The organism is Pseudomonas sp. PB105 (genome assembly GCF_009764655.1).
Taxonomy (GTDB): Bacteria; Pseudomonadota; Gammaproteobacteria; order Pseudomonadales; family Pseudomonadaceae; genus Aquipseudomonas; species Aquipseudomonas cyclaminis.
On record NZ_RWIO01000031.1, the window covers coordinates 1 to 21,321 of the forward strand.

At 53.5% G+C, this 21,321-nt stretch carries 21 protein-coding genes and 4 pseudogenes; 17 read left to right on the forward strand and 8 right to left on the reverse strand.

Annotation, left to right across the window (positions count from 1 at the left end; translation table 11 throughout):
• From EJD88_RS06225 to EJD88_RS06260, 8 genes are all read left to right on the forward strand, one after another.
• Positions 1 to 728 (forward strand): ribonucleotide-diphosphate reductase subunit beta (locus EJD88_RS06225; protein ID WP_158876242.1); only part of this gene is annotated, 728 nt, incomplete at its 5' end.
• Between the two features lie 275 nt (positions 729 to 1,003).
• The gene (locus EJD88_RS06230; RefSeq protein ID WP_256674390.1) at positions 1,004 to 2,527 is read left to right on the forward strand and encodes an Eco57I restriction-modification methylase domain-containing protein; all 1,524 of its coding nucleotides are present in this window, start codon (positions 1,004 to 1,006) and stop codon (positions 2,525 to 2,527) included.
• A complete protein-coding gene (locus EJD88_RS06235) occupies positions 2,512 to 4,734 on the forward strand; it encodes an ATP-binding protein (protein WP_158877240.1) in 2,223 nt (740 codons plus the stop codon). The genes EJD88_RS06230 and EJD88_RS06235 overlap by 16 nt, the downstream gene beginning before the upstream one ends.
• Positions 4,731 to 5,357, forward strand: coding sequence for a hypothetical protein (locus EJD88_RS06240; protein ID WP_158877242.1), 627 nt, complete (start codon positions 4,731 to 4,733; stop codon positions 5,355 to 5,357). The genes EJD88_RS06235 and EJD88_RS06240 overlap by 4 nt, the downstream gene beginning before the upstream one ends.
• 2 nt (positions 5,358 to 5,359) lie before the next feature.
• Complete coding sequence (locus tag EJD88_RS06245; protein ID WP_158877244.1) at positions 5,360 to 5,953, forward strand: HNH endonuclease; 594 nt, start codon at positions 5,360 to 5,362, stop codon at positions 5,951 to 5,953.
• Between the two features lie 404 nt (positions 5,954 to 6,357).
• Positions 6,358 to 6,888 carry a Bro-N domain-containing protein gene (locus tag EJD88_RS06250; protein ID WP_158877246.1) on the forward strand — a complete coding sequence of 177 codons (531 nt, stop codon included), beginning with the start codon at positions 6,358 to 6,360 and terminating at the stop codon, positions 6,886 to 6,888.
• A gap of 99 nt (positions 6,889 to 6,987) precedes the next feature.
• Entirely contained in the window at positions 6,988 to 7,701 is a 714-nt protein-coding gene (locus EJD88_RS06255) for an HNH endonuclease (protein ID WP_158877248.1), read from the forward strand.
• A gap of 71 nt (positions 7,702 to 7,772) precedes the next feature.
• Positions 7,773 to 8,420 (forward strand): HAD-IB family hydrolase, encoded by a 648-nt coding sequence (locus EJD88_RS06260; RefSeq protein WP_158877319.1) that lies wholly within the window; start codon positions 7,773 to 7,775, stop codon positions 8,418 to 8,420.
• 127 nt (positions 8,421 to 8,547) lie between these two features.
• Here the strand turns inward: EJD88_RS06260 and vapC are convergent, their stop codons facing one another.
• The 3 genes and pseudogenes from vapC to EJD88_RS06275 form a co-directional block, all read right to left on the reverse strand.
• Positions 8,548 to 8,946, reverse strand: coding sequence for a tRNA(fMet)-specific endonuclease VapC (vapC, locus tag EJD88_RS06265; RefSeq protein WP_158877250.1), 399 nt, complete (start codon positions 8,944 to 8,946; stop codon positions 8,548 to 8,550).
• The gene (gene vapB, locus EJD88_RS06270; protein ID WP_158877252.1) at positions 8,946 to 9,176 is read right to left on the reverse strand and encodes a type II toxin-antitoxin system VapB family antitoxin; all 231 of its coding nucleotides are present in this window, start codon (positions 9,174 to 9,176) and stop codon (positions 8,946 to 8,948) included. The genes vapC and vapB overlap by 1 nt, the downstream gene beginning before the upstream one ends.
• Positions 9,177 to 9,334: 158 nt before the next feature.
• A pseudogene (locus EJD88_RS06275) lies at positions 9,335 to 9,568 on the reverse strand (LysR substrate-binding domain-containing protein); the annotation flags it as partial.
• A gap of 150 nt (positions 9,569 to 9,718) precedes the next feature.
• On the opposite strand from EJD88_RS06275, the pseudogene EJD88_RS06280 reads away from it, so the two are divergent.
• The 3 genes and pseudogenes from EJD88_RS06280 to EJD88_RS06290 all read left to right on the forward strand — a co-directional run.
• Positions 9,719 to 10,100: pseudogene (locus EJD88_RS06280) on the forward strand (MFS transporter); the annotation flags it as partial.
• Between the two features lie 54 nt (positions 10,101 to 10,154).
• On the forward strand, positions 10,155 to 11,099 hold the full coding sequence (locus EJD88_RS06285) for a hypothetical protein (RefSeq protein WP_158877254.1): 945 nt from the start codon (positions 10,155 to 10,157) through the stop codon (positions 11,097 to 11,099).
• Positions 11,100 to 11,278: 179 nt separating this feature from the next.
• Positions 11,279 to 11,659 (forward strand): transcriptional regulator, encoded by a 381-nt coding sequence (locus tag EJD88_RS06290; RefSeq protein ID WP_099585390.1) that lies wholly within the window; start codon positions 11,279 to 11,281, stop codon positions 11,657 to 11,659.
• A 24-nt stretch (positions 11,660 to 11,683) separates the two neighbouring features.
• On the opposite strand, the gene EJD88_RS06295 is transcribed toward EJD88_RS06290, so the two are convergent.
• The 3 genes from EJD88_RS06295 to EJD88_RS06305 form a co-directional block, all read right to left on the reverse strand.
• Positions 11,684 to 13,189: an amidase family protein gene (locus tag EJD88_RS06295; protein ID WP_158877256.1), complete on the reverse strand. Its 1,506-nt coding sequence runs from the start codon at positions 13,187 to 13,189 to the stop codon at positions 11,684 to 11,686.
• Between the two features lie 137 nt (positions 13,190 to 13,326).
• Positions 13,327 to 13,785 (reverse strand): hypothetical protein, encoded by a 459-nt coding sequence (locus EJD88_RS27160; RefSeq protein WP_256673675.1) that lies wholly within the window; start codon positions 13,783 to 13,785, stop codon positions 13,327 to 13,329.
• 398 nt (positions 13,786 to 14,183) lie between these two features.
• Positions 14,184 to 15,245, reverse strand: coding sequence for an MBL fold metallo-hydrolase (locus tag EJD88_RS06305; protein ID WP_158877258.1), 1,062 nt, complete (start codon positions 15,243 to 15,245; stop codon positions 14,184 to 14,186).
• Between the two features lie 122 nt (positions 15,246 to 15,367).
• Between EJD88_RS06305 and EJD88_RS06310 the strand changes: the two genes are divergently transcribed.
• From EJD88_RS06310 to EJD88_RS27480, 4 genes and pseudogenes are all read left to right on the forward strand, one after another.
• On the forward strand, positions 15,368 to 15,994 hold the full coding sequence (locus tag EJD88_RS06310) for a TetR/AcrR family transcriptional regulator (protein ID WP_099585393.1): 627 nt from the start codon (positions 15,368 to 15,370) through the stop codon (positions 15,992 to 15,994).
• 192 nt (positions 15,995 to 16,186) lie between these two features.
• Complete coding sequence (locus tag EJD88_RS06315) at positions 16,187 to 17,245, forward strand: diguanylate cyclase (RefSeq protein WP_158877260.1); 1,059 nt, start codon at positions 16,187 to 16,189, stop codon at positions 17,243 to 17,245.
• 317 nt (positions 17,246 to 17,562) lie between these two features.
• Positions 17,563 to 18,195 (forward strand): annotated as a pseudogene (locus tag EJD88_RS27475) (PAS domain-containing protein); the annotation flags it as partial.
• Between the two features lie 159 nt (positions 18,196 to 18,354).
• Positions 18,355 to 18,792 (forward strand): annotated as a pseudogene (locus EJD88_RS27480) (methyl-accepting chemotaxis protein); the annotation flags it as partial.
• Between the two features lie 66 nt (positions 18,793 to 18,858).
• Here EJD88_RS27480 and EJD88_RS06325 read toward each other — a convergent pair.
• Positions 18,859 to 19,743 carry a LysR family transcriptional regulator gene (locus EJD88_RS06325; protein ID WP_158877262.1) on the reverse strand — a complete coding sequence of 295 codons (885 nt, stop codon included), beginning with the start codon at positions 19,741 to 19,743 and terminating at the stop codon, positions 18,859 to 18,861.
• A gap of 80 nt (positions 19,744 to 19,823) precedes the next feature.
• On the opposite strand from EJD88_RS06325, the gene EJD88_RS06330 reads away from it, so the two are divergent.
• Entirely contained in the window at positions 19,824 to 20,525 is a 702-nt protein-coding gene (locus EJD88_RS06330; RefSeq protein ID WP_158877264.1) for a CTP synthase, read from the forward strand.
• Positions 20,522 to 20,845, forward strand: a complete 324-nt coding sequence (locus EJD88_RS06335) for an antibiotic biosynthesis monooxygenase (protein ID WP_099585397.1) — start codon at positions 20,522 to 20,524, stop codon at positions 20,843 to 20,845. The genes EJD88_RS06330 and EJD88_RS06335 overlap by 4 nt, the downstream gene beginning before the upstream one ends.
• On the opposite strand, the gene EJD88_RS06340 is transcribed toward EJD88_RS06335, so the two are convergent.
• Positions 20,842 to 21,165, reverse strand: a complete 324-nt coding sequence (locus tag EJD88_RS06340) for a DUF2025 family protein (RefSeq protein ID WP_032891062.1) — start codon at positions 21,163 to 21,165, stop codon at positions 20,842 to 20,844. The genes EJD88_RS06335 and EJD88_RS06340 overlap by 4 nt on opposite strands.
• Positions 21,166 to 21,321 lie beyond the last annotated feature (156 nt).

Here is a 21,321-nt window from a genome sequence, read left to right on the forward strand (position 1 = left end):
CGGAGTGCCGCCAGTACATCCTGCGCCAGGCCTTCGAAGAAGCGATCCACACCCACGCCTACCAGTACTGCATCGAATCGCTGGCCATGGATGAAGGCGAGATCTTCAACATGTACCACGAGATCCCATCGGTCGCCAAAAAGGCAGCCTGGGGCCTGAAATACACCCGCTCCATCTCCGATCCGAAGTTCGAAACCGGCACCGTCGAGACCGACAAAGAACTGCTGCGCAACCTGGTCGCCTACTACTGCGTCCTAGAAGGCATCTTCTTCTACTGCGGCTTCACCCAGATCCTGTCCATGGGCCGCCGCAACAAAATGACCGGCGTGGCCGAGCAGTTCCAGTACATCCTGCGCGACGAGTCGATGCACCTGAACTTCGGTATCGACGTGATCAACCAGATCAAAATCGAAAACCCACACCTGTGGGATGCCGAGATGAAGGAAGAAGCGACCCAGATGATCCTGCAAGGGACTCAGCTGGAGATTGAATACGCTCGCGATACCATGCCGCGCGGCGTGCTGGGCATGAACGCGGCGATGATGGAGGACTACCTCAAGTTCATCGCCAACCGTCGCCTGTCGCAGATTGGCTTGAAGGAAGAGTATCCAGGCACGACCAACCCGTTCCCTTGGATGAGCGAGATCATGGACTTGAAGAAAGAGAAGAATTTCTTTGAGACTCGGGTTATTGAGTATCAGACGGGTGGGGCGTTGAGCTGGGATTGATATAGAAATATATCTTTATAACCAGAGGGCTACATATGTAGCCCTTTATTTTTCTGCACATTTTTGTTTAATTTTCCATGCATTTACTAAGTCAGATCCAATTATCTCACCATTTTTTTGAGGAGCTACGTCCGTTTTTTTACTTCGAAAATCATAATTAGCATCCTGAGCATGCTCGTGCCACACCAAGATAAATCTTGCCTTAAGAATTGTTTTCAGGTAAAGAGACACCTTTATAAACCGTAAAACCTTAGCAAGCTAAGTGAAGAGTTGAAATGGCAAAGAACGATATCACGCCAACTACGGCAAAATGTCTAGATTACTCTCATAGACTAGGCCTAGAACATCGACTCAAGACGTCCCTGTCTCACAAGAAAAATTATGGTCAGTTTATGACGCCACCGAAAATAGCGTCATACATGTCCGAAAAGATTTTCACTACTCCAGTCCCTCATACACTTCGTATCCTCGAACCTGCTATTGGCACTGGAGTCTTACTTTCAGCATTAATCGACACATTGCTTACGTTTAATGAAAAACCAATAGCAGTTGACGTGACAGCATACGAAACTGACATCACGCTAAAAAGCTCACTTACAAAATTAAAAAAATTCTTATCAAGAAAACTAAAAGCATATGGAATCAAACTCAGATTCCAAATTATATTTAGTGACTTCTTGCTTTCAAACAGCAAAGCAACATATGACCTTATCATTACAAACCCCCCTTTTTTCAAAATAAAAAAAGATGATGAACGCTCTATTGCAAATAACGATGTAGTTCATGGTCAACCAAATATTTATGGCCTATTCATGTCAAAGTGCGCAGATCACTTAAGCCCAAACGGTAATGCGTGCTACCTAACACCACGGAGCTGGACAAGTGGACTCTACTTTAAAAAACTGAGAGTCAAAATATTTTCATCACTTGATTTATATGCTGTTCATTTATTTGAAAGTAGAGATGCCCCTTTTTCAAAAGAACGTATACAACAGGAATCAATGATAACTTGGTTCAAAAAATCGCAATCAAAAACCGATTTAATCGCGCTCAGCTTTAGCTTAGGTGACGATGATTTGAGCCAAAGAAACACTAGAACTGCCAAAAGAATAGAAGTTCTTCCAAAAAATGAAGATCAGACATTTGTAATAATAAAAAATCCTAAAAATTTTTCAATAAATTTTTTTAGCGAAACTCTTTTAAGTGCAGGTATAAAAGCTTCTACCGGTAGAGTTGTACCATTTAGGGCCCAAACCTATCTAAAATGCAAGGCCAATAAAAAAACAGCACCGCTCTTATGGATGCAACACGTTCAAAAAATGGAGATAAAATGGCCATTAGCAATTAAACATGAACACATCCTAAACTGCAAAGAAACTACTAAACTTGGCATCCCAAACCAGAATTATGTATTAGTAAGAAGATTCAGCCCAAAAGATAGTTTTTCTCATATTATCGCGGCGCCTTTTCTCAAAAATGGACCCGATTTAGTTTTTATAGAGAACCATATAAATTACATATCCAAGCCAAAAGGGGTTCTATCCTCCAGAGAGGCACAAGGACTCTCCTGGTATTTAAATTCGACTTATGTTAGTGATTACTTTTCAGAGAGGCTAGGACACACGCAGATTAATGCTGGAGATTTGAACAAACTTCCAACCCCTCCCCTTAGTGTATTGGAGGCCATTGGAGAGAGCTTCGAAAATAAGACCTTTAAAGAGCTAGACTTAGCAAAGTACTTAACAGACATACAATTCAATTACGATCAAATGGAGAGTTTCGCATGCCCAAAAAGCTAATTAAGAGTGCGCCATTTGATATCGCAGCACGACTTCCTCTGCAATTAGGCAGAGAAAGTATCGCTAGCTCTACCGCCGCCATAGGCGAGCTATTAAAAAATTCATATGACGCAAACGCAGAAGAAGTCTCGATAAATTTCATAAAACTCAATAGCCCTTTATCTCTTGTAGTAATTGAAGACGATGGAGATGGCATGGACTTAAATACGCTTGAGTCTGTCTGGCTTAAAATCGGCACCGAACATAAATCTGATGCTGTCCACTCCAGAGGCAAGAATAGAATTTTCACTGGAGCAAAAGGACTTGGGCGCTTGGGTATTGATCGCCTATGCCGAAAGCTTATTCTACAGACCAAAACTGCGGAATCAGACTCGGTATTGGAGCTACATGTAGACTGGAAAAAATACGATGATAAAACCGCAACTATTTCTAGCGTAACTCACAAAATATTCTCACGAAGTCTTCCAGCAAGTAACAAATACGGAAATTTATTTTATCGAAAAAAAAGCGGAACCCGTTTGATCCTACTCGGATTAAAAGAGATATGGAGTGAAGAAAGACTAACAGCACTCCGAAATGAATTATCGCTACTAGTATCGCCTTTCGCATCCGTTAATGATTACACCATAGACTTCAATTGCCCTTATAAATCTCTAAATGGAAAACTAAGCTCAGAAAAAGTTTTAGACGCAGCAGTTTGGTCAGTGGATGCGAACATTGATAAGAACTACTTAATAAGTATAGATCTACTTCACAGCACAACGGGAGAATTAATAAAAGAGGGCCCAGTAAAATGGGAAGATTGGTTACCCGAAAGGGCGAAACCTGAATGTGGCCCTCTTTCAATGAAGATGTACTACATCCCTCAACCAGAACCCACTGCAATTACAAGGAAAGAGTGGAGTAGTTTTATGGAGCTCCATAATGGAGTTAGAATATATCGAGACTTTTTTAGAGTTAGACCTTACGGAGAACCTTCAGGCAGGGGCGACTGGCTTGACTTTGGACTTCGGAAGGCTAAAAACCCATCAGGAATAAGGCAAGGTAATTGGAGAGTAGCTCCTCACCAGATTCTAGGAGCTGTATTTATAAGTCGCTTTGAAAATAGCAATCTAATAGATCAAGCTAATCGGGAAGGCATGGTAGAAACAAATGCTTTTCTGGATCTAAGAGCTTTTGCCATGAAAGTTGTGAGTACTTTCGAAAACATTGCCATCGAGCATGCAAGAAAAAATGCACCTCCAGACGACTTCGATGATTCTAAATCAGCTCTAGACAATTTCATTGCAAAGAGCAACAAAGCAGTATTTGAACTTAGTGAAGCAGTAAAAACTGGATCTTCATTTTCAGACAATAATATAAAAGAAAAAATAGCAGAGGTGGAAAAATTTGTTATCCAAACTCAAAAAGCCTCTGAAAAACATGAACGGGCTTATGCTGCCAAAAAAGAAGAAATAGAGCGCGAAAAAGACACGCTTGCAAACCTCGCCTCTCTCGGCATCTTGACCGTATGTTTTGGCCATGAAGCAAAAGAATTCTGCAACCTTGCCGCACTCAGCGCTATTGAACTAAAAGAAAACTTTATGCTTGGCAAGTTTATGATCTCCGAGAAAATTGAAGGCGAGATAATTGATGATTTAGATATCATAATTGATAGCACAAGATTCATTAAAAATTTCGCATCTTTCTCATTAGGAAATGTAAAAAAAGAGAAAAGAAAAAAAGGGAAAATCAGTATATATGAGATTTCAAAAAGAGTATTCGACTCTCTTGATGAGTCTATTTCAAGGCAAAATATTGAAGTCGATATAACAGGAATCCCTCCAACCATAAAAAAAATCACTGCTTTTGAAATTGATTGGGAAAGCATAATAGTCAACATGATCTCCAATTCTATTTGGGCATTAAGAGACACACCTAGAGGTGCAAGAATAATAAGAGTTAGCGCCAAGGACATTGGCGGCAATGTGGAAATCAGATTCGCTGATAGTGGCTGCGGAATCGAGGCTGGTGCCGAACGCCACTTGTTCAATCCGATGTACAGCACACGCAGAGATGAAAGGGGCACAGTCGTTGGAACCGGCATGGGGCTTTCAATTGTAAAAACTTTTGTTATTGACCACGCAAAAGGAACTATAACTGCTATACCCAAAGGAGCACTTGGCGGAGCGGAATTTATTATCACTATTCCTGGAGAAATAAAATGACACCTATAGTTTTATATATCGACGAAGAACCCAAAGCATTAAGAGTTAATGGTCGCGCACTACAAAAATGTTTTGGTGAGGAAGCGACGGTTATAGCTATTGAACCTATTATGTTTAAAGAGAAAATGGTAGAGATCATTTTCTCTTATGAAAACATTTCTTCGATCATAATAGACCAGAAACTGAAAGCCGCCGGAACCGCAAACTATTTCGGGACGGAACTAGCAGAAACAATTCGAAACCTCGATCAAAAAATACCTGTATACATACTGACAAACTTCTCTCAAGAGTTAGACGCCAACGATGGAAATATCGAATACGTACTAAGCAAGGATGATTTGATCGACGCAGATAAAGTAAATGCCATATCCATAAGACTCCGAAGACATCTCAATATATTTCGCACTATAACAAATGATAGAAATGAAAGATTCGAGACCTTACTTAGAAAATCTAGCACCGAAGGGCTTGATGACACTGAGTTAAACGAATACAAAGAACTAGGATTTTATCGCGAAAGAAAGATCCTTGCATCTGAGTTGATTGACTCAGAAGAGTTGAGCAGAAAAGTATCCCAAGTCGAAGATAAACTCGCAGAAGTAAAAAAATTGTTAGGACTATAAAAATGTTCTACCCTCAAATAACACGCAGAAGCCAGTATAAACTCTCTTCTCTTGGCACCCCCTTTGCTGACTATCGTGCTTATTATGATGAAATATCAGAGGATTGTGCTTTTAGATGCGTATATTGCGATATTCTTCTTCGAGAGAATGGTGGCGAGGGTATGCATTTAGATCACTTTCGTCCTCAAAAGCTTTTCCCCGAACTATCGAGATCTCCAGAGAACCTCGTATTGGCGTGCGCCAAGTGTAATTTACTTAAATCTAATTTCTGGCCAGACGAAAATCACTCCCTAACTTACTTTATTGATCCATTCAGAGTAATTCGCGCAGATCATTTTAGTGTCATTAGAGACGGAAAAATCTCTGCACTTACGCAGCAATCAGACTACATGATAAATATTCTTTCGTTAAACCGCCCCTCAAGATGCACCGTGAGAAAAATGAGAATATTAAAAAAGGAAGCTTCTCAAATTATTGCACACATAGAAAACGAGTTATTCACTCTAGACACTACAGCGCCAGACTTCCGAATTCAGCACATACATAATTTAGGTTCAGCACTCAAAGAAATTCGAATAATGCTAGAAAATCTATAACATATCGGTTGAAAACAACCTATTTCCGATACCATATTGCCATCTTAAGTTTATCCATAAAATCGTATTGACCTAATCTAATCGTTCTCGTAGTCTCACCGTGGTGCCTAAGAAACACCTCACACAGCGGACTGACCGCACCCGACAGTAGCGGCTTTTTTGTGCCTACGGTTTCCCCGTGGGCATGGAAAATCTCTGTTATGCCGGGAGTGGGCTAATACAAGACCCGAAAGGGGAATATGTCCGGCCCTCTGTGTGGGGTTTCTTAACTCCCGGCACCCAGCCCTAAGAAAGCTGACATCACACAGAGGTAATGGAAATGCCTAGAATTTTCACCTTCCTCGCGAAGGCAATCTACTGCGTAAGAGCCATCCTTCAAGCACTTCCCAACCCGGAGGTGTTCCATGTATGACCCTTTTGTCCCCACCGTCTTTACCCGTCAAAACCTTCCTTTTCACGCCCTCCTTCTGGAAAACCAACCCTGGTTCTGCGCTCGAGACCTTGGGCGTTTGATGGGGTGGTATCTGGATGAGCGAACGACGCGCAAGCTAGATGAAGACCAGCGAAGAACCATAAAGCTGCTATACCACGGTCAGCCGGAAGAAATGCTAATGATCAGCGAATCAGGCGCTTATGCGTTGCTGGTCTATCACTACACACCTGGGAATCGCCTAGTGCGTAGCTGGCTCACTCATGAAGTCGTCCCGACGTTGCGTGACGAGTGCCAACCCCGAACGGTAGAGCGACCGCTATTGAGCATGTTGGATTGGCCTGAGATGTCGCTGAACCTGCTGCATTGGCAGGATGAAGGCTGGATTCGCCTTCGAGACATGCCATATCTGTTGGTCAATCGAACCTACCGGAAAGAGTCGGCAAGGACTCCGTGGTGGCGCAAGCTCACTCAAACTTTCCGAGTGAAGCAGCGAATCTACTAAGGCGGACGACCGCCGAATCCTACCAATGCGTAGGAAATTTCGTAGACGCAATAATGGCTACTCAGTATCGTCCGAGGGTTTTCTACCCTCGGCGACTGCATGGATATTACGAAAGACAAAACGGACTGGAGCGACGCGGAGCTGGCAGCTGCGGTCGAGGCGTACTTAAAGATGTTGGCCTGGGAAAAGAGCGGCCAACCGTTCAACAAAGCACTCGAAAACCGCCTTCTACGCGAGGGCCCGGTGGCTGGCCGTGCAAAAGGCTCCATCGAATTCCGCATGCAAAATATTTCCACCGTGCTTGTGCGTATGGGCTGGGACCGCATCGAAGGTTATAAGCCAGCGAAGAACGTAGGCACAGGCGTAGAGCAACGTATCCGCCAAGCCCTCGCCGCACAGGGTGTATTCGAATCCGAAGACGCGGCCCAAACGGCAGACGAGCAAACGCTTATCCGACGCGCGTCCAAACTGCAGCAGCAACCTTTCCATAAGCTACCGGACGGCATTGCCCAGCCGCAGAAGGTATCGAGCGTCAGCACCTCCTTTGTTCGTGACCCGAGGGTACGTGCCTGGGTACTGAAAGAAGCCAACGGCATCTGCGAAGGCTGCAGCTCTAACGCGCCGTTCGAGGTCGACGGCCAGCCATTTCTTGAAGTACATCACGTCAAGCACCTCGCCCAGAAGGGTTCGGATCGCATCACCAATGCTGTAGCCTTGTGCCCCAATTGCCATCAGCGTTGTCACCGGTCGAGTGACCGGGAGGCTTTCACCGAAGGGCTTTACGCCAAAATCGGAAGATTGGCACGGGAGTAGACTCCTGCTGTCACAGCTGATGCGCACTAAAAAATACTAGATAGGACCGAGGCCAACCCGTGAACCCAGACATGCTCGAAGCCGGCCCCATCGACGCCAAAGTACTCTCCGTCTTTGACTTCGACGGCACCCTCACCCACCACGACAGTTTCGTGCCCTTCCTCAAGTTTGCCTTTGGCCCCGGCGAGTTCTATGGCCGGATGGTCAAGCTGGCGGTGCCGGGGCTGCGCTTTTTGGTGCGGCAGATCAGCCGCGATGAGTTGAAGGCGCAGTTGATCCGCACCTTTATGACTGGGGTGCAGAAGACGTGGGTGCAGCAGAAGGCCGAGGAGTATTGCCAGCGCAATTGGGCGCGGTTGATGCGCCCGACGGGGGTGTTGTCGGTGGAGCAGGAGTTGGGCTCGGGCGCCGTGGTGACGCTGTGTTCGGCGTCGCCGGCATTGGTGTTGCAGCCGTTTGCGGATCGGCTGGGTATCAAGTTGATTGGCACTGAGCTTGAGGTGGTCGACGGGGTGTTGACCGGCAAGCTCACCGGGAATAATTGCCGGTGTGAGAACAAGGTGTTGCGGCTTGAAGCGGTGTATGGCGACTTGGGCGAGTATCGGCTGCGGGCCTGGGGCGACACGCGTGGGGATCGGGAGTTGCTGGCGGCGGCGCAGGATGCGCATTTTCGGCATTTTCATGCGAAGAAGAAAAAGCGGGCTCGGTTGCAGCGGTGATGGGGTTAATTGGGATCGGCTGGAACACCGAGTCGATCCCTTCGCAGCCCCGCTGGGCTCGACAGTTCCCACATTTGGATCGGCGTGGTGCGTAAGCCGTATTCGGGACGGCGTTTTAACACGCCGCTTACACCCAATCTTCTACCCGCAAACCTGGCACGCGGTCGAACTCGCGCCGTTTGTTAGTGACCATAATCAGGCCCTGCGAACGGGCATGCCCAGCGATCATCTGGTCGTATGAACCTATCGGAGTACCAGCTCTCGCTAGCTCAGCACGAAGTTGGCCTGTGTGCATAGCGGCATCCTGGTCGTATTTCAAAACTTCCAGACGTGCTGCAAAGCCTTCGATATCAGCCAAGTTTCGCTCTGGGTTAGGTGATTTTTCCGCGCCGTAAATCAGCTCCATCAGGGTTACGGTACTGATAGCTAGTTGGCCATAGTGTTTTTTGAATGTTTCGCGCACCTGCTGGGGTCTGTTTTTGATTGTGAAGATACAGATGTTGGTATCGAGCATGAACTTGAGCATTAAAAAGATTCCCGCTCTTGGTCAGCAGGCTGATCTCGGTCGTTCATGAAGTCCGGCGTGGCACCCTCGCCATCGAACCAGCTGTCCCATGATTCACCGGCTGGGGTGATGATTCGGGCCCTACCGATTGAGACGATATCTACACGTTTTACGTCATCCGGCAGCGCAGCAGCCTTTGGCAAACGTACAGCTTGGCTGCGGTTGCTTTGAAATACAGAACCTTGGTCCATAATGGCCTACCTCCAGTGGTCGTGTGATTACGCAACGCTACACCACGAAATGGATATGTCAATGGGATATACATTCCGTTACTGGTCGAACGTCGATCCCATCGAAGCCTCGCTAAAGCTCGACCCGTCCTACATTTGATCTGTGTAGCTCGGGAGAGCTATGTCGTAGCTTTGAGGTCCACGCCCAAGGCTGTGGCGAAGGCTCTTACCATCGGGCTTCGTGGCGCGTTGTGGCGCAGGATCAGGTTGAACGCGGTGCTCAGGTGGACCTGCTCCGGGCACAGTGCGCGCAGGCGCCCTTCCCTTACCAAGGGCGCGGCGTAGCGTTCCGGCAGGAAGTCGAGGAAGCGGCCAGTCAGGACCAGGATGGCGACGGCTTCGACCTGCGAGGCCTAGACGAACTGGCTGTCGTCGCAATGACCAGCCCCTTGCTGGCCATGCTATTCAGCGCCATTGGTTTTCTGTTGCTAACCTTTGCCAGCAACCTCTACCTCACCACCCTGACCCTGGTGATCACCGAAGCCGCGTCGGCGCTGTTCCTGATCGGCCGGTTCTCAAGCGTGAACGGTTGCGCTACTGGATCCTGCTGGGAACCGTGCTGTTCATTGCGAGGCTGATCGGCTTCAGCCAGGCAAACAGCCTGCTCACCTGGTGCCTGGCGATGTTCGTGTTCACCTTGGGTGAGATGATCATCTATCCCTCGGAGTACCTGTTCATCGACACCATCGCCCCAGATGCCCTGCGCGGCATTTACTACGGCGCCCAGAACCTGGCGGCGTTTGGCGGGGCGATGAGTCCGGTGATTTGTGGTTGCTTGCTGATCAATGCAGCGCCCACGAGCATGTTCTATGCGTTGGGTGCATTGACGGCGGTGGGTGGCACCTTATGTTTCTGAGTGGGCGGCGGGGTGCAGGTTCTTGCTGATATTTACGTGGGATCCCGCTATTAATAGCGAAACTTCTCACGGACCCGAGCCCCATGAAATTCGACACGGCCTACAGCCTGAGTCTCGATGACAAGCTGTCGATCTACGACGTACGAGACCTGAATTTCGACGAAACCGCTGCCTACGACTCCGACAAGGACAGTTTCCTCTGCCCCAACGATGCGTGCCGAGCGGCATTCGATACGGGCAATGCGTTGAGCACGTTCAATGCAAAAAACGTCAACTACGTGCGCACGCCGCATTTCAAGAACAAGACCAGCACCCGGCATGTCGAAGGGTGCCGCTACGCCAGCACGCACAAGGGCGCTACCGATGAAACCGATGACGAGCGCGAGGACCATTTCCCGTCGGAATTTTTACTGACTCGACGGACGTACCCGCGCAGCACGCCGGTGGCCGGTGCCGAGGCGCAGATCCCACAGGAGCCGGCGAAAACTCCCTCAAACCTCGCCGGCCCATCTGCCAGCAGTAGCGACACCACCCCGGATAAAACCAGCGTATTCGCCCACCCGGTGGAATGCTTTGTGTCCAATATCGACGACAAAGACACGCTCAAGCGCATGCCGCTGAAAATCGGCGAGCACACCGCGACCTACTGGACGTTTTTCAAGAAGATCGAATACCTGCAAGACAACAAGGGTCTGATCTACTGGGGCAAGATCAAGGCGATCAAGGATTACACCAGCAGCTTTCGCATCGACTTCGAGAAGAAGGTATGGCTCGACAAGAAGCCCTACTCGGTCAATGTCTACCTGAGCAAAAAACTTATCGAAAACTACCGCAAGCGCACGGCGTTCCTGGAGCAGATCAAGGCGGCAGTGGACAGTGAGCGGGCGCTGTATTGCTTCTTCTACGGGGTGACGCCGGAGCTGAAACACGTGCCCAGCAAGAAGAACCCCGAGCAGACGTTCGGGGTGTTCAGCGCGAATATCGAGAACCTGGATCACCTGATTATTCGAGAGGCGCCGGGACTCTGAAGGCATCAGTACTTCAGTGTGAGCGCCGCTTCAATGCGATGTTCAAAACCCCCTCAGTCCAGCGCTGGGTAAAAGCCCGCACATAGGACAGCAAAAAAATCCAGTTGATGAGCGGTCAAAACAACTGTACAAAAACACAGTATAGTTTGTCCTCCCCCGTCGAACCCTGGAGAAACCCCATGTCCTCCCTGGCAATGAGCTCTTTCGTAGAACAGCAGATCGTCCTGCACCAATTCACCGCCAAGCACAGTGCACAGGCCCGCGCGATGCTGGGCTGGAGCAGGCAAGACCTGGCCCGCCACGCGGGCGTGGCTGTGGAGTTGGTTCAACAGCTTGAAAGCCAGGGCGAGGTGGATGATGAAACCCGTTTGATCCTGGCGTTTCGGTTGGAAGCGGAAGGGCTGGTGTTTTTCCCGGGGTTTGCGCCGGGGTGGGGAATGAGTGCGCGCCGCTTTGACACCGCTCCAGCTGAACCCATGGCACGGGGCATCATGTCTCGGTTGATGAGTTCAACTAGCGTATCAATCGACTCGGCCACTGCCCAACCCAATGGTGCATAGGGTCGGGCAAGCCAATACCGAGACTTAGCGTCCGACCTTGGGATGTTCTTTCGCGGCCTCTTCGTAACCATGGGCCACGGCCAGCAGCGTGGGTTCGGTCCAGCGGGCCCCAAAGAAGTACGCACTGGTTGGCGCGCCCCGCTCATCCTTGCCGGAAGGGACCGAAATCCCTGGATAGCCGGCGACGGCAACCGCAAAGTAGCTGTTCGTTTCGAAGTCCGACACCATGGCGTCGAGCTTTTGCCCGTCAATCAACTCATCCACGGTGCTTCGAAAACCCTGGATAAGGGCATCCCATAGAGGCTTGCGTTCCTCGGCCGTCAAGGTGGACGCATCGATATCCCTGAGTACAGGCTGGTGGTCAGTCTCGGTGCCATCACGCTGCTCATTGAACTGGATCAACTCGGACACTGACTTGACCGGCAACCCATTGCGCTTTTCCAGGTATTCATTCAGTTCATCCTTTACATCGGCAAGCAACAACTCGTCATAACCTGTGGAGTCCGCTATCCGCAAGTTCACCGGTACCAGTACGGCACCTTGTGCGCGAAGTGCTTCGAGGGTTTTCTTGAACTGTGGGCTATCGTCCACCGCCGAGCTTTCACCATTCGCGGAAAAGGTCGAGGGAAAACCGATGCGCTTATCCTTCAAGGCGCCAGGCTTTAGCAGCGCCGTGTAGTCAATTGCTGTTGGGGCATTCGCGTTCTGCGCATCCTGAGGGTCGTTGCCTGACATGACGTTGAGCATCAGCGCAGCATCAAATACCGAGCGCGTCATGGGGCCCGGCGTGTCCTGTCGATGGCTGGCCGGAATGATGCCGCTGCGGCTCAACAAGCCGACGCTGGGTTTCAAACCGACCACGCCGTTAAACGCCGCCGGTACGATGATCGAACCATTGGTTTCAGTCCCAACGGCCAAGGGTGCCAAGCCCGCGGCGACCGCGACAGCCGAGCCTGAGCTTGACCCACCGACCTCTGCATCCGCCTGATGAGGATTGAACGTTTGCCCGCCCCGCTGGCTGAAACCATCGGGGCAGCCGCGAAAGCCGGCCAGTTCAGTCAGGTTGGTTTTACCCAGGATAACTGCGCCTTGCTCACGCAGGCGCTCCACGATGAACGCATCCTTAGTCGCAGCGGCGCCCACCAATCCATAGGCGCCTGCACTGGTTTGCTGGGTGTCGCCTGTCTCGATATTGTCCTTGAGGAGCACCGGAATGCCGTGCAGTGGTCCCCGCACCTTGCCGTTGGCGCGTTCAAGGTCCCGTTCGCGAGCAATCTCCAGCGCTTGGGGGTTGAGTTCGATGATCGCGTTTAATGCAGGATCGCGTTCTCGAATACGCGTTTGCAGAAAACTGACCAGGTCTTGCGAGGTCAGCCCACCTGGCCGGGCCATTTGTTCACTGAGCTCGCGAACACTGGCGTATTCCGTTCCTGGCGGCACCGGTTTTGGCGCCACATCTGTCGACTGAAGCACCATCCAGGAGGCTGCGTGGTTTACGAACCTGCTCACACCATAACCAATACCAAACATGAACGACCTCTAGGGAAGAATCTGAAATAACGCAGGATCACCGTTGACCCTTGCGCCAGTCTAAAAACTTCCCTCAGCCCAGCCTGCATGACGCAGGTAACTCATCACGTAGGATTGTTCATCACCGCAGGTAGCCCCTACTGTGCATCCGCCAGGCCACGCACACTGCGATAGCCCTGCACCAGGGTAGCCAGTGAATCCTTCGACCATCGCGCCCCGTAGAACCACAACGTAGTCCCCTCCCCCAATGGCTCACCCAGCCTCGGGTATCCGCTCCAGCAGGCCCCATGGAACGCGGCACTCTGACTGTCAGACACCAGCGCATCCAGCCGGTACTCATTCATAAGGTCATCGATTTCATTGCGCGTGTGCAGGTCGAATTGTAGCGAGTCATCGACCCGCTGTGCTGGCACCGGCAGCAGGAGCACCCCGGCCTGTCGTAACAGTGCCAACGCTCGCGTGAACGGTGCCCGGTGCTTGATGGGTTCATGTTCACCGCCGCGCCCATACCGGTCGGCAAAACCAACGCGTCGACCAGCCAGCGCGCTGTCGGGGGTAAAGGTGCTGTTGTTCTGCACCAGAGGCACCTCTACCATTACCGGCCCCTCAGGTTCGATGCCACTCAAGGCAATCAGCGTCAACGCGGGGTCGCGCACGGGTTTTATAGGGAGTGCCGGTACGTTATAGCCGGGTATCAAAACACCATCCTTGGGATGGACTTGAAGGTGTTGATCGCCACCAAAAGCGATGCTGCGGGGAGGGGTTTGATCGGCGGGCGGAGGGGAACAGGCCGGCGCCCGACCTGCCATATCCATAAGCGCAGCCACCGGCTGCCCCAGCGGGCAAGTCGCCGCCATTCGCGGATTTTTACTACATTTGCTTTCCATCAGAACGCCCCCAGAACCGTCAATTTCCGGGGATCATCGCATCCTTCGCTGGCGTGTGTCGCAGCCCTGAAACAACCTGAAAACTCCTTTTTCCCACGCCTCCTCCGTCAGCTCAAAAGGTGCTCTTGTGAACCTTTTCGCGTCTCTACTTCCAGCCACCAGGCAGACCCACGCTCAGGCTGATTCAAGCTGAACGCCTGGCCCATGGCAGGCGTAGTAATCGACACATTGCGCTCCCACGCCAGCGCCATGATGCGGTCAAACGGTTCATGCCAGGCATGAAACGCCAGGTCAAACGTACCGTTGTGGATCGGCAGCAGCCAGCGCCCCTTGAGGTCGATATGCGCTTGCAGGGTTTGTTCCGGTTGCATGTGCACGTGGGGCCAGTCAACGTTGTAAGCACCGGTTTCCATCAACGTCAGGTCGAACGGGCCGTACTGCTCGCCGATGCGCTTGAAGCCATCGAAATAACCGGTGTCGCCGCTGAAAAAGATCCGCCGTGCGCCATCAATCATCACCCATGAACACCACAGGGTCTGGTTGGCATCAAACAAGCCACGCCCAGAAAAATGCTGCGCCGGCGTTGCCACAAAACGGATGCCCTCAACCTCGACCCCTTGCCACCAGTCCAACTGACGAACCTTGCTGGCGTCGACGCCCCACTTGACCAGAATGTCACCCACGCCGAGCGGCGCGAGAAAGTAACGGGTCTTGGCGGCCAATTGGACGACAGCTCTGCGGTCAAGATGGTCGTAATGGTTGTGGGAAAGAATCACCGCTTCCAGATCAGGCAGCGCTTCAAGACTGATCGGCGGCTGATGGAAGCGCTTGGGGCCGGCCCAACTGAACGGCGAGGCACGCTCGGCGAATACCGGATCGGTCACCCAGAACTTGCCGCGCATTTTCAGCAGTACGGTGGAATGCCCCAGGCGAAACACGCTGTGATCGGGTGCCGCCAGCAGTTGCTCGCGGGTCAGCGGTTGTACCGGGATCGCCCCCACCGGCCGCGTGGTGCGTGGTTTGTTAAACAACATGTTCCAAAAGATACGCAACGTTTTGCCAAGCCCGCCGTGTTGTACAGGGGCCTCGTTGCTGAAATGCGTCTTGCCCTGCTCGGCAGGCTTGAGCGCTGCAGGCGCGCGGTCGACACGGGGTGAGTGGGTGGCCATTGCAGGTTGACTCCTAGGTCCGCGCATAAATTACACTGCACAGTGTAGTTTCAAGATTGCAACAAAACCGGGAGCAAGTAAACTACCGAGTGTAATTTTCCTTCAAGAGCCGAGCGCCATCCATGACTGCCCCTCAACGCCTCACCGACCGCAAACGCCAAGCCATCGTGGCGGCGGCCATCGCTGAGTTTCGCGATAACGGTTTCGAGGTGACCAGCATGGACAAGATCGCCGCCACCGCCGGGGTTTCCAAGCGCACGGTGTACAACCATTTTCCCAGCAAGGAAGAGTTGTTCGCCGAAATTCTCCACCAGCTCTGGGCGAGCAGCGTCGCCCAACTCGATGTCTGCTACGCCAGTGACCGCCCGCTGCGTGAGCAATTACGCGGATTGCTGGAGGCAAAGATGAAGATGATGGCGGACGCCAACTTCCTTGACCTCGCCCGAGTCGCCATCGCCGCCACCATCCATTCGCCGGAACGTGCGCAAGACATGGTCACCCGCCTGAGCCAGCGCGAAGAAGGCTTCACCCAGTGGGTACGCGCCGCCCAGGAAGACGGCCGCCTCTCCTGTACCGACCCGGCGTTTGCCGCGCACCAGATCCAGAGCCTGCTCAAAGCCTTCGCCTTCTGGCCGCAGATCACCCTCGGCCAGCCGACACTGGATGTCGAGAACCAGGCCCGTGTGATCGAGTCCGCCATTGACCTGTTCCTGGCTGGCTACGAAGTCAGGCCCATGCCTGCACCGTAATACCTGTTGCCTAAGCGACACTTATGGTCGTTTTTGACGCTTTCGCCCTCTGTTTTGCGTAAATGGCCTGGAAGGCCACTGATTATTCCCACGGGAATAACTGACAATATTCATAAGCCTTTTCCGATCAACGGTTCATCCAGTGAACGGGCGCCGCCGTATAGGTATAAAAAGCAGCTCACCCAGGATTTTATGGAAAACAGACAAGGCAAGGGTCTCTCGTTTGCCAAGCGCATCTACAGGCCCAGGATCATCGGCTCTGCCCTGTGCAGCATCAGTGTGATCACCGTCTTATATCCAATGACTGCGCCTGGGTGGATCTGGGCAGCGCTGCTGGTCAATGGTTTCGTCTGGCCGCACCTGGCGTATCAACTGGCAACCCGTGCCAAAGTCCCCTACGACGCCGAACGACGCAACTTAGTGTATGACGCTTTATTCAGTGGTTTCTGGGCTGCGACGTTGCAGTTCGCGCCCCTGACCACCGTGACGTTGCTGTCGATGGTGTCCATGAACAACGTCGCCGCCGGCGGCAAACGCCTGCTGATACGTGGCGCACTGGCCCAACTGCTGGGTGCCGGGGTCGCGGTATTGCTGTTTGGCCTGCACTTCAACCCCGGCGTCAGCCTGGCTCAGGTCTACGCGTGCCTGCCGATGCTGACGTTCTACCCCATGTCCATCGGCATGATCTGCTATCAATTGGCGATCAAACTATCCGACCACAAGCGCGCCCTCAGTGCCTTGAGCCGTATCGACAGCCTCACGGGGTTGCTCAATCACGGCTCCTGGAAAGACTTGCTGCACCTCAAGTTCCATAAGTGCCAGCAACAACACACCCACGCCACGATCGCGCTGATCGATATCGATCATTTCAAACAGATCAACGACACCCATGGGCATATTGTCGGCGACGCCGTATTGCGCCAATTGAGCCTGGAATTAAGGCGCAACCTGCGGGAAAACGACTTGGCTGGGCGTTACGGGGGCGATGAGTTCTGTGTGATTCTTCCGCAAATGACCCAGCACGAAGCCGCACGGGTCATGGAACGCATGCGCGAAACGTTCAGCAACTATCGCGCCCCGAACATCCCCGAGCTGCGCGTGAGCCTGAGCATCGGCCTGGCGGACTTCCAGCCCTCTTTCAAGGACGCGGCCATGTGGCTGAACGCGGCGGACCGGGCGCTTTATGCAGCGAAAGATACCGGGCGTAACCGGGTGAATATGAGCGACGAAAGAGTGGCTTATTCGGCCTGATACCCCCCGCAGGGATAGCATAGAGCCACCATTTGTCGCCTACCCAAAAAAGGTCCTGCCCTTGGGGCGAACTTCTTGTCAGGCTGATCACTCTGAACACCTTGTTCCAACTCCCTCTGTCGGCATCAGGAAGCCGACAATGAGCACGTCAACCGTAGGCCAGGCGCCGAACGGGGCAAGCGCCCAGACATGGAAAACCCCCGATGCTGCCTGCCCGAGCCCCAACCATGCTATTCAACGCCCATAAAAAAACCATCAACACCCTGCAACACACTGTGGCCCATCAGGCCAGCATGCTCGATGCCATCGAACGGTCCATGGCGGTGATCGAATTCGACCCGCAAGGCAATGTGCTGCGGGCCAATGACAACTTCCTCAAAGCCACCGGTTATCGCGCCGAACAGGTGGTGGGGCAGTCCCATCGAATGTTCTGCACACCAGCGTTCGCCCGCAGCGCCGAATACCACCAGTTGTGGACGAACCTGCGCAGCGGCCAATTTCAATCCGGTACATTCGAACGCCAGGCGAGCAATGGTGAATCGGTGTGGCTGGAAGCCAGCTACAACCCGGTACGGGATGAAGCAGGCCAGGTGATCAAGGTGGTGAAGTTCGCCATGGATGTGACCCCGCGTCTGCAAGCCGAGAGCGAGGCCAACGCCAAATTGGCGGCGATCGGTCGGGCCATGGCGGTGATCGAGTTCAACCTCGACGGCACCATCATCACCGCCAACGCCAACTTCCTGCAGCGCATGGGCTATAGCCTCGCGCAAATCCAGGGCAAGCATCATCGTCTGTTCTGTACACAGGAGCTGGCCAGCAGCCCGGCCTACAGCGAGTTCTGGCAGCGCCTCAACCAAGGCGAATTGTTCAGCGGCGAATTCGAGCGCGTCGATAAAAACGGCCGGACAGTATGGCTGGAAGCCAACTACAACCCGGTGTATGACGCCAGCGGACGTTTGTGCAAAGTAGTCAAATTCGCCTCGGACGTGACCGCCAAGGTGCAGCAACATGCCGCCGATGCAGCGAGCGCTTCCCAGGCGTATCACATTTCCTTGAACACCCAGGACATCGCGGAAAAAGGCGCCGAGGTGATTCAGCAAAGTGCCAGCGGCATGCGCAAAATAGCCGCCGACATTGACGGATCATCGCAACTGATCGCCAAGCTGGGTGAGCGTTCGCAGCAGATCACCACCATCGTCAACACCATTCGTGGCATTGCCGACCAGACCAACCTGCTGGCGCTCAACGCAGCCATCGAGGCCGCGCGCGCAGGTGAGCAAGGGCGTGGGTTTGCCGTGGTGGCCGATGAAGTTCGGCAACTGGCGGCGCGCACCAGTGGTTCGACAGCAGAAATTTCCAGCATGATCGCGATGATCCAGGACGAAACCCGCCAGGCCATCGATAGCATGGACGGCACCCGCGACCGCGCAGCCCAGGGCGTGGACTTGGCCAACCGCGCCGGCACCGTGATCCTGCAAATTCGCCAAGGCACTAACGAGGCGTTACAGGCGGTGAGTGCGTTTGCCAATGACCGTGGCGGCCGCTAAGCAGGGCTTGGGTCATTCGCTCGAAAGCCGGACGTGCGAAATGCATGAGCAGCTCGTACGGAAAACCTAACGACTCGGCATTCGCACATGCCGGCCCAACTCATCGAATAACGTCACCACCGAGCGCAATGCGCGGCAATCGGGACGCGTGAGCAACCACAGCGCGGTGTCATGCCCTGCCAGTGCAGGGCCCAGCGGTTGCAGTCCGTCATCCAGTAGAAAGTCCGGCAACGCCGCCACACCCAGTCCCGCCCGCACCAGTTCGGTCACCGACAACATGCTGTTGCAGCGATAACCGGGCCGCACGCCCGGCAAGTGTTCGCGGCGCCAGGCGACGGTGGGGTGGTCGGGCAGGAAGTCGTCTGGTGCGATCCAGGCCAGGTCCGCCAGCTCACGGCCTGTATGGCGGCGGGCATAGTCGGAGCTCGCACAGACTTGGTACGACACGGTGCCAAGGCAACGTCCTACTAGATGCTCCGGCGGTGTCTTGGTCAGGCGTAGGGCGATATCCGCGTCGCGGCGGCTGAGGTTGGCAAAATCATTGGAGGTGCTCAGTTCCAGGATCAGCGCCGGGTAGTCCGGCATGAACTGCGCCAACGCCGGCAGCAGCAAGCCTTGCAGCACTGAGTCGGTACAGGTCAGGCGCACCGTGCCGCTGATCACTTCGCCGCCCTGCTCCACTCCGATACGCGCCGCTTCCAGAGCCAGCTCTGCGCGCTCTGCCTGCTGTGCCAGGTTGCTGGCCAGGCTGGTGGGCAGGTAACCGGCGCGGCTCTTTTCAAACAATGTCTGGCCCAGTGCCGCCTCCAGGCGCCGTATCGCACGGAACACGGTAGACACATCCACCCGCAGCAGCGCCGCCGCCCGCGCCAGAGAGCCGCCGCGCACCAGGGCGAGGATCAGCGAGAGATCGGGGTAATCCATTGAATAGTGCGTCGGTGCATTAAGCATGTGGGCAAACGCCAATATTGATTGCGTGGACGCCAATCTATAGTGCGCCTCAGCCCCCAACAAGCCATGGAACGCACACGATGAAAGCCAACGCCCTACGCCTCGCCTTGATTGGCGATTACAACCCGGACGTCACCGCGCACCAGGCGATCCCCGTGGCCCTGCAACGGGCGGCAGACATTCTCGGCCTCACGGTTCATATGCAATGGCTCGACACCGACACCCTGCCCGAACCCCTGCACGACTTCGACGGTTTCTGGTGCGTACCGGCCACCCCTTACCGGGATACCGACGGCGCACTGCGGGCCATCCGCTTTGCCCGCGAGCAGCGCCGCCCTTTCCTTGGCACCTGCGGTGGTTTTCAACATGCGCTGCTGGAATATGCCCGCAACGTGCTGGGCTGGGTCGACGCGGAACACGGCGAAATGGTCCCCAACGCAAAACGCGCCGTGATCACACCCTTGACCTGCGCATTGGTGGAAGCCACCGACACCGTACGTTTAACGCCTTACACGCGCATCGCCGACGCCTACGGCACCCTTGATCTTGAAGAAGGATATCGCTGCCGCTATGGGATGAACCCCGAATTTGCCAGCGCGTTGCTGGAGGGCGATCTGATCGCCAGCGGCCACGACAGCGCAGGCGACCTGCGTGCGGTGGAATTGCTCGACCATCCGTTCTTCGTCGCCACCCTGTTCCAGCCAGAACGCGCAGCGCTCGAGGGCATCACACCACCCTTGGCACTCGCGCTGCTCAAGGCCTGCCAGGAGCAATCGGCATGATCGCCAAGACTCCCGCGGTGCCTTACTACGCGGTCATTTTCAGCTCACTGCGCACCGACGGCGATCACGGCTACGGCGAGGCCGCCACACGCATGCTGGAACTGGCGCGGCAACAACCTGGTTTTCTCGGCGTGGAGTCGGCGCGGGAAGATGGCCTGGGGATTACGGTGTCGTACTGGAGCAGCGAAGCGGCGATCCTGGCGTGGAAGCAGCAGGCCGAGCACCGCGACGTGCGCGAGCAGGGCCGCGCCACCTGGTACTCGGCGTTTCAGACACGGGTGTGCAAGGTGGAGCGGGCCTACGGTTTTGAAGCGAACTAGCTCACCAGACTGCGCAACGCACTGATCTGTGGAATCTCCACCCGGCGCATATATACCCGCAGCGGCTCAGTGATATTGATGCGGTCGTCGATGTTCTGGTCCAACAGCAACTGGATGCGTTCACGGGACAGGGTCATGGTCTGCTCGGGGGCAGGTAGCCAGACAAATTCGGCGGTAGGAATGATGCCGTCATCGGCCACGTCCATGCCGAAAGAGTCTTCGCTGAAACGTACGATGTACTGGCCGGTCTTGCGGTTGAGGCCCACAAACCCGTGGAGTTGGTCGGCGGCCTGGCAGATAAGCTCGGAAGTGATGCGCATGGTAAACCTCACTGAAAAGTCCCACAGGGACTGGAAAGATGGTTTACACGCGTGGCGGAAAGTACTGCCCTCTAGCGGGGCGGCTGCGTTCAAGAGTACTGCAATGCCTGGCAAAACAACCGAGAAAATTGACGGGTACGCACGTTAATGTCGGTT

Excerpts from the sequence above, each read along its gene's own strand:
- EJD88_RS06235 (WP_158877240.1), top strand. The coding sequence starts at position 2,512 with ATGCCCAAAAAGCTAATTAAGAGTGCGCCATTTGATATCGCAGCACGA.
- EJD88_RS06335 (WP_099585397.1), top strand. The coding sequence starts at position 20,522 with ATGATCGCCAAGACTCCCGCGGTGCCTTACTACGCGGTCATTTTCAGC.
- EJD88_RS06295 (WP_158877256.1), bottom strand. The coding sequence starts at position 13,189 with ATGTTTGGTATTGGTTATGGTGTGAGCAGGTTCGTAAACCACGCAGCC.
- vapB (WP_158877252.1), bottom strand. The coding sequence starts at position 9,176 with ATGGACCAAGGTTCTGTATTTCAAAGCAACCGCAGCCAAGCTGTACGT.
- EJD88_RS06290 (WP_099585390.1), top strand. The coding sequence starts at position 11,279 with ATGTCCTCCCTGGCAATGAGCTCTTTCGTAGAACAGCAGATCGTCCTG.
- EJD88_RS06310 (WP_099585393.1), top strand. The coding sequence starts at position 15,368 with ATGACTGCCCCTCAACGCCTCACCGACCGCAAACGCCAAGCCATCGTG.
- EJD88_RS06255 (WP_158877248.1), top strand. The coding sequence starts at position 6,988 with ATGGATATTACGAAAGACAAAACGGACTGGAGCGACGCGGAGCTGGCA.
- EJD88_RS06325 (WP_158877262.1), bottom strand. The coding sequence starts at position 19,743 with ATGCTTAATGCACCGACGCACTATTCAATGGATTACCCCGATCTCTCG.
- EJD88_RS06260 (WP_158877319.1), top strand. The coding sequence starts at position 7,773 with ATGCTCGAAGCCGGCCCCATCGACGCCAAAGTACTCTCCGTCTTTGAC.
- EJD88_RS06330 (WP_158877264.1), top strand. The coding sequence starts at position 19,824 with ATGAAAGCCAACGCCCTACGCCTCGCCTTGATTGGCGATTACAACCCG.
- EJD88_RS06285 (WP_158877254.1), top strand. The coding sequence starts at position 10,155 with ATGAAATTCGACACGGCCTACAGCCTGAGTCTCGATGACAAGCTGTCG.
- EJD88_RS06245 (WP_158877244.1), top strand. The coding sequence starts at position 5,360 with ATGTTCTACCCTCAAATAACACGCAGAAGCCAGTATAAACTCTCTTCT.
- EJD88_RS06305 (WP_158877258.1), bottom strand. The coding sequence starts at position 15,245 with ATGGCCACCCACTCACCCCGTGTCGACCGCGCGCCTGCAGCGCTCAAG.
- EJD88_RS06240 (WP_158877242.1), top strand. The coding sequence starts at position 4,731 with ATGACACCTATAGTTTTATATATCGACGAAGAACCCAAAGCATTAAGA.
- EJD88_RS06250 (WP_158877246.1), top strand. The coding sequence starts at position 6,358 with ATGTATGACCCTTTTGTCCCCACCGTCTTTACCCGTCAAAACCTTCCT.
- EJD88_RS06315 (WP_158877260.1), top strand. The coding sequence starts at position 16,187 with ATGGAAAACAGACAAGGCAAGGGTCTCTCGTTTGCCAAGCGCATCTAC.
- EJD88_RS06230 (WP_256674390.1), top strand. The coding sequence starts at position 1,004 with ATGGCAAAGAACGATATCACGCCAACTACGGCAAAATGTCTAGATTAC.
- vapC (WP_158877250.1), bottom strand. The coding sequence starts at position 8,946 with ATGCTCAAGTTCATGCTCGATACCAACATCTGTATCTTCACAATCAAA.
- EJD88_RS06340 (WP_032891062.1), bottom strand. The coding sequence starts at position 21,165 with ATGCGCATCACTTCCGAGCTTATCTGCCAGGCCGCCGACCAACTCCAC.
- EJD88_RS27160 (WP_256673675.1), bottom strand. The coding sequence starts at position 13,785 with ATGGTAGAGGTGCCTCTGGTGCAGAACAACAGCACCTTTACCCCCGAC.